The 11,266-nt window shown below is 39.0% G+C and carries 9 protein-coding genes and 1 tRNA gene; 6 read left to right on the top strand and 4 right to left on the bottom strand.

Translation table 11 applies throughout. The features are described 5' to 3' along the window. Positions 1-2,583, bottom strand: a 2,583-nt coding sequence (alaS, locus tag ACJHV0_RS04985; protein ID WP_483133552.1) for an alanine--tRNA ligase, incomplete at its 3' end; no start/stop codon positions are given. 193 nt (positions 2,584-2,776) lie between these two features. Beyond that, entirely contained in the window at positions 2,777-3,202 is a 426-nt protein-coding gene (locus tag ACJHV0_RS04980; protein WP_038643938.1) for a universal stress protein, read from the bottom strand. A 237-nt stretch (positions 3,203-3,439) separates the two neighbouring features. Between ACJHV0_RS04980 and ACJHV0_RS04975 the strand changes: the two genes are divergently transcribed. The 6 genes from ACJHV0_RS04975 (at position 3,440) to ACJHV0_RS04950 (ending at position 9,648) form a co-directional block, all read left to right on the top strand. Then, the gene (locus ACJHV0_RS04975) at positions 3,440-4,213 is read left to right on the top strand and encodes an FNR family transcription factor (RefSeq protein WP_025235914.1); all 774 of its coding nucleotides are present in this window, start codon (positions 3,440-3,442) and stop codon (positions 4,211-4,213) included. Between the two features lie 143 nt (positions 4,214-4,356). After that, positions 4,357-5,148, top strand: coding sequence for an enoyl-ACP reductase FabI (locus ACJHV0_RS04970; protein ID WP_025235913.1), 792 nt, complete (start codon positions 4,357-4,359; stop codon positions 5,146-5,148). 91 nt (positions 5,149-5,239) lie between these two features. Then, positions 5,240-7,216 carry an exoribonuclease II gene (locus tag ACJHV0_RS04965; RefSeq protein WP_483133551.1) on the top strand — a complete coding sequence of 659 codons (1,977 nt, stop codon included), beginning with the start codon at positions 5,240-5,242 and terminating at the stop codon, positions 7,214-7,216. A gap of 53 nt (positions 7,217-7,269) precedes the next feature. After that, positions 7,270-8,082, top strand: a complete 813-nt coding sequence (gene apaH / locus ACJHV0_RS04960; protein WP_483133550.1) for a bis(5'-nucleosyl)-tetraphosphatase (symmetrical) ApaH — start codon at positions 7,270-7,272, stop codon at positions 8,080-8,082. Positions 8,083-8,145: 63 nt separating this feature from the next. Next, positions 8,146-8,222 (top strand) — tRNA-Val (locus ACJHV0_RS04955). 196 nt (positions 8,223-8,418) lie between these two features. Then, positions 8,419-9,648 (top strand): tyrosine-type recombinase/integrase, encoded by a 1,230-nt coding sequence (locus ACJHV0_RS04950; protein WP_483133549.1) that lies wholly within the window; start codon positions 8,419-8,421, stop codon positions 9,646-9,648. 721 nt (positions 9,649-10,369) lie between these two features. Here ACJHV0_RS04950 and ACJHV0_RS04945 read toward each other — a convergent pair. Beyond that, positions 10,370-10,804 (bottom strand): ArsR family transcriptional regulator, encoded by a 435-nt coding sequence (locus ACJHV0_RS04945; protein WP_483133548.1) that lies wholly within the window; start codon positions 10,802-10,804, stop codon positions 10,370-10,372. Positions 10,805-10,865: 61 nt separating this feature from the next. After that, positions 10,866-11,216, bottom strand: coding sequence for a hypothetical protein (locus ACJHV0_RS04940; RefSeq protein ID WP_483133547.1), 351 nt, complete (start codon positions 11,214-11,216; stop codon positions 10,866-10,868). Positions 11,217-11,266: the final 50 nt, after the last annotated feature.

Genomic DNA, 11,266 nt, shown 5'->3' with positions numbered 1-11,266 from the left:
TTGTGGAATATTTTGTGGTTCAGAACCACCAGCCATTGCCATATCCGGACGACCGCCACCTTTTCCACCAACTGCGGCTGCCATTACACCAACTAATTCACCTGCATTTACTTTTGCTGTTAAATCTTTAGTTACACCTACAATAAGGCTTACCTTACCTTCAGTTTCAGTAGCAAAGGCAATTATTCCGGAACTAAGTTGATTTTTCAGATCATCCACCATTGTGCGGAGTGCTTTACTATCCACATCATCCAGTTTTTCAATGATGACATTCACACCATTAATCTGTTTTGCCGATTTTGCTAACTCTCCACCCGCTTGTGCAGCTTGCTTTTCTTTCAGGCTTTGTAGCTCTTTCTCTGCTTTTTTCGCTTTATCTTGTAACTGCTGAATTTTCTCCACAATTGAAGCTTGATCTGCTTTCAGAAGTTCCGCAATTTGATTTAGCACTTGTTGTTGGCTATGTAATAATGCAATCGCTTTTTCACCGGTTACTGCTTCTACACGACGAATACCGGCTGCAACTGCCCCTTCAGATACAAATTTAAATAAGCCGATATCACCTGTTTGTCTGACGTGAATACCACCACACAACTCAATTGAAAATGATCCCATTTCAACCACGCGAACTACATCACCGTATTTCTCGCCAAATAGTGCCATTGCCCCTTTTTCTTTTGCTTGTTCAATACCCATTGTTTCAATTTGAACTTGGATATTTTCACGGATCTTCGCATTAACAATACGCTCAATTTCTTCTAAATCAGCTTTTGCAATTGCTTCTGGTTGAGAGAAGTCAAAACGCAAGCTATCTTCAGACACTAAAGAGCCTTTTTGTGCAACGTGGTCGCCTAATACTTGACGAAGTGCTGCGTGCAGTAAATGTGTTGCACTGTGGTTTGATGTGATTTCCTGACGACGCTCTACATTTACCAATGCAGAAACCACATCACCAACTGCTAATACTCCGCCGTTAAGTTGCCCAATATGCCCCCAAACTTGACCGTATTTTTGGGTATCATTCACTTGGAATAAACCTAATGGCGAGCTAATTTCACCTGTATCGCCTACTTGACCACCTGATTCAGCATAAAATGGCGTTTGGTCTAAAATCACAACCGCATTATCACCTGATTCGATTTTTTCAACTGCAACACCATTGCAGAATAAACCCACTACTTTTGCGTTATAAGCAGTTTGCTCATAACCTAAAAACTTGGTTTGCCCTTCTACTTTAATCACATTATTGTAATCTACACCGAAATTACTGCTGGCTTTCGCTCGCTCACGCTGTGCGGTCATTTCTGCCTCAAAGCCTTTCTCATCAATCACGATGTTTCTCTCACGACAAACATCAGCGGTTAAGTCAAGCGGGAAACCGTAGGTATCGTAAAGTTTAAATGCCACATCGCCGGAAAGTGTGTTGTTTTCCACTTTCGCTAAGGCTTCTTCTAATAAATTTAAGCCACGCTCCAATGTGCGAGCAAACTGCTCTTCTTCTGCTTTTAATGTTTTTTGAATATGGGCTTGCTTTTGTGCAACAACTTCGCCGGCTGCTCCCATCACTTTTGCCAATGTCGGCACTAATTGATAGAAAAATGCTGATTTCGCACCGAGTAAGTTCCCGTGTCGAACTGCACGACGAATAATGCGACGCAACACATAACCGCGACCTTCATTAGATGGTACAACACCATCAGCAACTAAGTATGAACAAGCACGGATATGATCAGCAATAACACGCAGTGATTTATTATCTAAATCTTGTACATCTAACAGATTTGCGGTTTCTTTAATAAGCGTTTGGAAAATATCCGTTTCGTAGTTAGAATTGACGTGTTGCATCACAGCCGTCATACGTTCTAAGCCCATACCGGTATCCACAGACGGTTTTGGTAATTTTTCCATTGTACCGTCTGCTAAGCGGTTGAATTGCATAAATACGATATTCCAAACCTCGATATAACGGTCGCCGTCCTCTTCAGGTGAACCCGGTAAGCCGCCCCAATGATCTGGTCCGTGATCGTAGAAAATTTCCGTACAAGGACCGCACGGACCAGTATCCCCCATTGCCCAAAAGTTGTCTGACGCATAAGGAGCACCTTTATTATCACCAATACGAATAATATGATCTGTTGGAACACCTACTTCTTTATTCCAAATCTCATAGGCTTCATCATCGGTTTCATAAACGGTAACGTATAATTTTTCTTTTGGTAAACCTAGCCATTGTGGCGATGTTAAATATTCCCAACCAAATTTAATCGCATCTTGTTTGAAATAATCGCCAAAGCTGAAATTTCCCATCATTTCAAAGAAAGTATGGTGGCGAGCGGTGTAACCTACATTTTCTAGGTCATTATGTTTACCACCGGCACGCACACAACGTTGAGCGGTGGTTGCACGCGTGTAAGGGCGTTTTTCTAAACCGAGAAAAACATCTTTGAATTGGTTCATACCCGCATTTGTAAATAGTAATGTCGGGTCATTTTCAGGCACAAGTGAACTGCTTGGAACAATGGTATGCCCTTTTGTTTGGAAAAACTCTAAAAACGATTGTCTGATTTCTGAAGTTGTTTTCATTAAAAATACTCTTTTGAAAATAGAAGTTAAACTTTGATCTACCTTCTATTTTACACATTTTTTATGCCATTTTGTTAGTTTAGTTCGGCTTATTTGTTAGATAGTAAAAATATTTTGCAAATTTTTGCTAAAAAATAACCGCTTGTAGAGCAGTTTTCGCCTCAAGCGGTTCATTTTCTTTAAAAATTTGCAACTACTCTTCTGATAGTGGCACAACAAGCATATCAATTGTAATATTATTCATTACTTGACGAGTTGAAGACATAAATTTACTCCAAAAGTCTTGATGATGCCCTGTAATCAATAAATCAACATTATGTTTATCCACTGCTTCTTCCAGTACTTGACTGAAATCACCTGTACCATTTAAACAATCAGAAACCGGATAATCTACCTTCGCTGCTAATTCTGCCAAAGCTGTATTGGTTTCTGCAGCAGCACTATCTTGCACCGAAGACATATTAATATCAATTAATCCTGTATATAAGTCAGAGAAATTGACATCAACGTGAATAAGTGAAAGTTTAGCTCCACATTTTGCCGCTAATCCTGCACCTTTACGCACTAGCACCAAACTTTCTTCTGAAAGATCAACTGCCACTAAAATATGTTTATACATAATAATCTCCTTATTTAGACTTATCTTAATGGTTTAGGGCATACTAACACACTCTGAAACATAAAAACTTGAAGTAGATCGCAAAAATAGAAATTTGTCGCTATTTTTTCTACTCTTTTCTACTCCTTTTGAAGTATTAATTTTTTCGCCTCTACTTTGCTTCATTAAAATTTAATGGTAAACTTTGTTCTAAATCAAATTTAGAAATATTTTTCTAAGCTTCTAAGGTTGAATAGAATGAAAATTGTATCAGAATCGAAAATTAGTGGTCGCCACGCTTGCACAATTCATTGTCAGAATTGTAGCATTAGCCAGCTCTGCTTGCCTTTTACACTCAATGAAAATGAGCTAACACAACTCGACAATATTATTGAGCGGAAAAAACCGGTTCAAAAATCACAAGTGATTTTTAAATCCGGCGATGAGCTTCGTTCACTTTATGCCATTCGTTCCGGTACATTAAAAGCCTATACATTGAGCGAAAGCGGTGAAGAGCAGATTACAGGTTTTCATCTACCCGGCGATTTAATCGGTTTTGATGCTATTACTAATATGCAACACGAAGGTTATGCACAAGCATTAGAAACCTCGATGATTTGTGAAATCCCGTTTGATATCTTAGATGATCTTGCAGGCAAAATGCCTAAAATCCGCCACCAAATTATGCGTTTAATGAGTAATGAAATTAAAAGCGATCAAGAAATGATTTTGTTACTCTCTAAAATGAATGCAGAAGAAAAATTAGCTGCTTTCTTATATAACCTTTCCCAACGTTATTCCGCTCGTGGTTTTTCAGCAAAAGAGTTCCGCCTAACGATGACACGTGGCGATATCGGCAACTATTTAGGGCTTACCATTGAAACTATTAGCCGTTTACTTGGACGTTTCCAGAAAAGCGGTATGATTTCCGTACAAGGCAAATATATTCATATTAATCGTATGGAAGAGTTAGCCGAACTAGCCGGAGCAATTAAGCCACAGCAAAATATTATTGCTCAAACTACTGCATAATTTCTCTCAAAATCCCTTCTTAGATAATCAGTCAAGAAGGGATTTCTGATCCGATGAGCCATTAACTCCATTTGCCCACATTCACTATATCCGCTATAATCGACACAATTTTGACCCCGATTAATACAAATAGAGGAATTTTTATGGGTATCTTAACTGGCAAACGCATTTTAGTAACAGGTTTAGCAAGTAACCGTTCAATCGCTTACGGTATTGCAAATGCAATGAAGCAACAAGGTGCGGAATTAGCTTTCACCTACTTAAACGATAAATTAAAACCGCGTGTTGAAGAGTTTGCCAAAGAATTTGGTTCAGACATCGTACTTCCATTAGATGTAGCAACCGATGAAAGCATCACAGAATGCTTCACTGAATTAAGCAAACATTGGGAAAAATTTGACGGTTTCGTTCACGCAATCGCATTCGCCCCGGGCGACCAATTAGACGGCGATTACGTAAACGCAGCAACCCGTGAAGGCTACCGCATTGCTCACGACATCAGTGCATACAGCTTTGTGGCAATGGCCCAAGCTGCACGCCCATTCTTAAATGAAAACGCTGCATTATTAACTTTAACCTACTTAGGTGCAGAGCGTGCAATTCCGAACTACAACGTAATGTGTTTGGCAAAAGCATCATTAGAAGCGGCAACTCGTGTAATGGCAGCGGATTTAGGTAAAGATGGCATTCGTGTAAATGCAATTTCAGCAGGTCCGATCCGCACATTAGCTGCATCAGGTATCAAAAACTTCAAGAAAATGCTTGCTGCATTTGAGAAAACTGCCGCTTTACGCCGTACCGTTACTATCGATGATGTGGGTAATTCAGCTGCGTTCTTATGCTCAGATTTATCATCAGGTGTAACAGGCGAAGTATTACACGTTGATGCAGGCTTCAGTGTAATGGCAATGGGCGAATTAGGCGAAGAAGAATAATTTGCAAAAAATTAAAAAAATGTAACCGCTTGTCCCTCTTTCCGGAGTTTTCTTGAAAGAGGGCTTGTTTATTTATAAAAGAATTCAAAATATGTTTCAAGACAATCCTCTTTTAGCTCAACTCAAACAACAAATTGAAGCAAGCAAAGAATATGTAGAAGGCACAGTTAAAGCCTCTGATAAAGCATTTGGTTTTTTAGAATGCGATAAAAAAAGCTATTTCATTCCACCGATGGAAATGAAAAAAATAATGCACGGCGATTTAATCAAAGCGGTGGTAAAACGTGATGGCGATAAAGAACAAGTAGAAATTGACTCCCTGCTTGAACCTATGCTTGACAGATTTATTGCTCAAGTGCGTTTAAATAAAGAAGGAAAATTGCAATTAGCGGTCGATCACCCAAGCATCAAGCAAAATATCCCTGCGAATACACACAAAAAAGTAGCTGAAACATTAGAAAATGGCGATTGGGTTGTTGCACAACTTAAAACACACCCTTTGCGTGATGACCGTTTTTTCTTTGCCCAAGTAACTCAATTTATTTGTAAAGAGGGCGATAATTTTGCCCCTTGGTGGGTAACACTTGCCCGCCACGAGCAGCCCCGTGAACCTGTTGCCAATGAAAAAAGCTACGAATTGCACGATGAATTAGCCCGTGAAGATTTAACTCATCTTTACTTCACCACGATCGATAGCCCAAGCACACAAGATATGGACGATGCATTATACATTGAGCCAATCAAAGAAAATGATGTTCAAACTGGCTGGCGTTTAGTCGTAGCGATTGCTGATCCAACCGCTTATATCCCTGAAAATTCTAACATCGAGAAAGCGGCTCGCCAACGCTGTTTCACAAACTATTTACCGGGCTTTAATATTCCAATGTTACCGCGTGAGTTATCTGATGATCTCTGTTCGCTTGTACCAAATGAAAAACGCCCGGCATTAGTCTCTTTTATTGAGACGGATTTGGAAGGCAACTTCACTAAAGATGCAACCTTTACCTCTGCTTGGATTGAGTCAAAAGACAGACTGGCTTATGACAATGTATCCGACTACCTTGAAGGGGCAACAAATGCGTGGCAACCAGAGTCAGAAGAAACCAAACAACAAATCGACTTATTACATCAATTTACGCAAGCCCGTATTCAATGGCGTGCCAAAAATGCCCTTTTATTCAAAGAGCAAGGCGATTATACTTTTGAATTAAATGAAGATGGCTCGGTGAAAGACATTCACATTGAATATCGTCGCATTGCAAATCAGATGATTGAAGAATCAATGATTATCGCCAATATCAGTTGTGCCAAATTCTTAAGCCAGAACGCACAAACAGGTGTATTTAACACTCACTCAGGTTTTGATCCGAAAAACCATGAATTGGTAAAATCATTTTTGCTTCAAACCTTAGCGACAGATGAAAATCGTGATGAACTAGCGGAACGCTACTCAGCAGAACGTTTAGCAACGCTAGAAGGCTATTGTGAAATGCAACGTGATATTCAAGATTTCCCGGAGAAATTCTTAGAACTTCGCTTACGCCGCTATCTCACTTTTGCAGAATTTAAATCTGAGGTTGCTCCACATTTTGGCTTAGGTATCAGCCACTATGCCACTTGGACATCACCAATCCGTAAATATGGCGATATGGTAAATCACCGTTTAATCAAGCAAGTGTTGTTAGGCAAACAAGCCTCAGCTGTGGAAGAAGGCGTACTCACTCGTTTGCAAGAAGCCCGTCGCCAAAACCGCTTGGTAGAACGTGATATTTCCGATTGGCTCTACGCCCGCTACCTGTTCCCGATGGTTGAACAAGCGGTCGAATTTGAGTGCGAAATTGCAGATGTGTCTCGTGGTGGCTTGCGTGCCAAAGTCATTCAAAATGGGGCTCAAATTTTTGTTCCATTCTCAACGTTACACGACAATAAAGATGAAATGGAATACCGCCAAGAAGAACTAGCAATTTACATCAAAGGCGAAAAAGTCTACCAAATCGGGCAAGAGGTTAAAGTGAAACTCACCGAAGTTCGCTTAGAAACACGTTCGATTGTGGGGAATATCATCTAAACTTGTAAGGGCTAATTGCAATTAGCCCTTACCCTATTTTGGGGAAATCACTAATGGCAACCTATATCGTTGGCGACTTACACGGCTGCTTTAACGAATTCCAACTTTTATTAGAAAAAGTGAATTATGACCCTAAGCAAGACGAACTTTTTTTAACGGGCGATTTAGTTGCCCGTGGCGAAGATTCTCTCGCTTGCCTTCGTTTTGTAAAAGATCCTGCCAACAATGCTAAAACTGTTTTAGGCAATCACGATTTACATTTACTTGCTACGTTACTCGGTATAAAGCGAGTAAAGCCGAACGATAAAGTCGATCCTATTTTTCAAGCAGAAGATCGCCTTGAATTGCAAAATTGGCTGAGAAATCAACCGCTTGCAATCTATCATCCAACCCATAAATTTCTGCTCGTTCACGCTGGTATTAGCCCGGAATGGGATTTAGCAACCACATTAAATTGTGCTAAAGAAGCCGAAACTTTGCTGCAAAGTTCACAATACGCCAATTATATCGCCCAAATGTATGAAAATAATCCTCAACGTTGGTCTGATGAATTACAAGGTATTGAACGCTGGCGTTATATCATCAATGTATTTACTCGTATGCGTTTTTGCTACACTGACAAGCGGTTAGATTTTGAATGTAAATTACCAGTTGAAGAAGCTCCTAAAGAACTTGTAGCTTGGTTTGAATTAGATAATCCTCTCTATAAAAAGCAAGAAATTATTTTTGGACATTGGGCAAGTTTAATGGGGAAATGCCTTTATCCAAACATTTACGCTTTAGATACAGGCTGTGCGTGGGGAAGTCATTTAACAATGCTCCGCTGGGAAGATAAACAAATTTTCACGCAAAAGCGTTTAAAATAAAAGCACTCAAGAAAAAGCATATTGCATAGCACTATTTTTTCCAATAGAATGCATCCCATCAATGCGACTATAGCTCAGTTGGTTAGAGCACCACCTTGACATGGTGGGGGTCACTGGTTCGAGTCCAGCTAGTCGCACCATTATCCCTATCATAGCCTTTCGTAACCGCTCGCAAATCCCTTGTAAAGCCTAGTACGAAAGGCTTTTTTATTGCTTATTCTCAACATAACTCAACGCATTAAAACGCATTTAATCTCTTTTTTATGTAACCATCTTTGTAACCACGATATAATGCTTGAGTTTCGTGGTTACAAAAAGTGATTCAAAGGGGGCAAAATGCCTAAAATAACTAAGCCTTTAACAAATACAGAAGTTGATAAATCAAAGCCTAAAGAGAAAGAATACACACTCTCAGACGGATACGGATTATTTCTACTTGTCTTGCCTAGCGGTATTAAAACTTGGCGATTTAATTACACACGCCCTTTCACTCAAAAGCGTACCAAAATAGCTTTAGGAACTTATCCTAGTGTTTCGCTTGCTGAAGCTCGGGCAATCCGTGAAGAATATCGTGCTTTATTGTCTAAAGATATTGATCCACAAATCCATAAAGAAGAACAAGAAAGGTTACAAGCTGAGAAAGTCGATAATACCTTTTTAAAACTAGCTCAGCGTTGGAAAGAAAAAAGAAGTAAAGAGATTGAGCCTCTTACTATGGAAAAAAATTGGGCAAGGCTAGAAAATCATTTATTCCCTGTTCTAGGGCATTATCCAGTAACTAAAATTAGCTCACCTATATTAATTGAAGCGGTTAAGCCATTAAATGATAAAGGATTCAACGATACGCTACATCGTATTATCAATTTAGCGAATCAAATCTTAAACTATGCAGTAACTGTTGGGGTTATTCCGTTTAATCCCTGTCAAAATGCTAGTGATGCTTATCATAAAGAGCCGCAAACAAATCACCCAGCTATAAAGCCTAAATTATTGCCTAAGCTGTTATTCGATTTTCAACACTCAAATAGAGATACATTGACAAAAATGCTATTCAAATGGCAGCTTCTTTCTATGGTCCGTCCGGCTGAAGCTGTTAGCGTTGAATGGTCAGAAATTGATTTTGATAAATACCTTTGGACTATTCCGGCTGAAAAAATGAAGAAAACACGAAAAGGGCAATTTTCCCATACTGTGCCACTTTCTTCTCAAATGATAAAAATCCTTGAAGAATTACGCCCAATTACAGGGATTGAAAAATTTGTTTTCCCTCATTATAGTCAACCCAATAAGTCAATGAGTAAAGAGGCAATAGCTAACGCATTGCGAAAAATTGGCTATAAAGGTATTCAAGACTCACACGGCTTGCGATCTATCGCTCGCACATATTTAGAAGAACAAGCAGTAGATTTTAGAGCGGCTGAAAGTTGCCTCGCTCATCGTGTAGGAAATGAAGTTAGTCAAGCCTATAACCGTTCTGAATATATCGAGCTAAGAAGACCTTTAATGCAACTATGGGGCGATTATTGCGAACAGTGCGGAATGGATTTAGAGTTAGTTCGGGGTTAGGGAGGTAAAATATATGTTTTTAGTCATCACGTAATCACTTTTGGCTATTTTCCATTTTAAATCAAATAGTTAAGTTGTGATGACTAGCTTTTAAGTCATCATTAAGTCATCACAAAAAGGTGATGACCTAGAAAAAAGAGGGGTTTCCCCCTCTTTACTAATTCAAAATATCGCTTTGGAAGCCATCAAAGTTTTTGAAATGAATGTTAGTTTGCTTCGTTTTGTTATATCAGCCCTCTGTTCTGCGATTTCAAAATTCATCTATCCGGATATTTATCCGCTTATCGTCTATTTTTTCTAAAATTTCGATTTTCAGATAGGTAGATTTTACCTATCTGATAGGTAGATTTTACCCAATAACTGTTATTTTTTAACCGTTTTTGCCTGTTTTAAAATTGTTATTAGGTAAAATCTACCCAATAACTAGCCATTTTTCAAAAGTTATTGGGTAAATTCTACCTAGCTTCTTAAAGATTCTTACCATATATTTATTTTTTTATTTAAACAATTAAGAGAAAAATAGGTTAGAAATAGCGGGCGGTCTGCGAAAGGCAAAAAAAAGCAAATTGGGAAGCTATAAGTGATTAATTCTGAAGATAGTGACAAAGTAAAAAATCAAGTAAGTGAATAAATTTATGTTGATGTAATCTAAAATCTCTACCGCCAAGAAAAAAGGCTAACAAGTTAATAGTGTTAGCCTTTAGATTTATCTTGGAGTAGTTCAGGGCGGTTGAGATTTCCGCCAACGGTCAGAAGCTCTTAGTGTGCCACTTTGTTTTAATCCACCTTTAGCTTTTGTTTCATTTAGTGGGTAACAAGTCAAAGCATAAAGTGTTGGTAATCGCTTCTGCCCTAATCTAGTTACCTCTATAAAATCAGTATCAATTAGCTCTTTAATCCCATTTTTTAGCGTTCTATCGCTGATATTTAGTTTTTCAGCCTGTTCTTTTGTTTGCTGAAAAGCAATAGCTCCGTTATTAAAGCCTGTATATCTGCCACAAAAAGCAATAAATACAACTTTGGCGGATAGGCTTAAGGAATTAAACTCAACACTTGCTATTAAGTCGTGTCTTAATGGTGTAAAACTACTGCCGTTTAGTTTGCTTGATAATCCGCCTTTACTAGCTCTTCCTTTGCTTTTTTCATAACTAGCCATAGGATTTCCTTAGCCTTTATAAAATCTCGCAAATAGAAGCGATTTAAGGGCTTTGGCTGGTTTAGTCATAGTTTGTGCCCTCCTGTATATTTCGCTTATAAAGAGCTGTTTCGCAGAATTTCACTATCTCAAAGTGAGCCGTAGGCATCACCGCTTTGAATGATGGCAGAGCTTCCGCCGCCTGTTGGTCGTGTTTAAAGCCTTTTGCCGGTATTGCTACAACTCCCATATCTAATAAAATAGTAATTGTGTAATCAGTCGGGCAAATTTCTTTTACTTCCCCTCTAAGCACGTTTTCAGCCTTAAAACGCTCTGCCGTTTTCTTATCTACGAAAAAGGCTTCTACTATCGGCATAACCGCACCGCCACCGGATAAAGGGGCGTTAATGGTTGAAATATAGATTTTACGCATTATTCATTCCCCCTGTTTCTGTTTGTTGGGGGGGTACGGCATTGCCTGAT

It is taken from the genome of Mannheimia sp. (genome assembly GCF_056854775.1).
The sequence above is the reverse complement of the archived record's forward strand: the minus strand, read 5'-3'. Positions and strand labels throughout refer to the sequence as shown.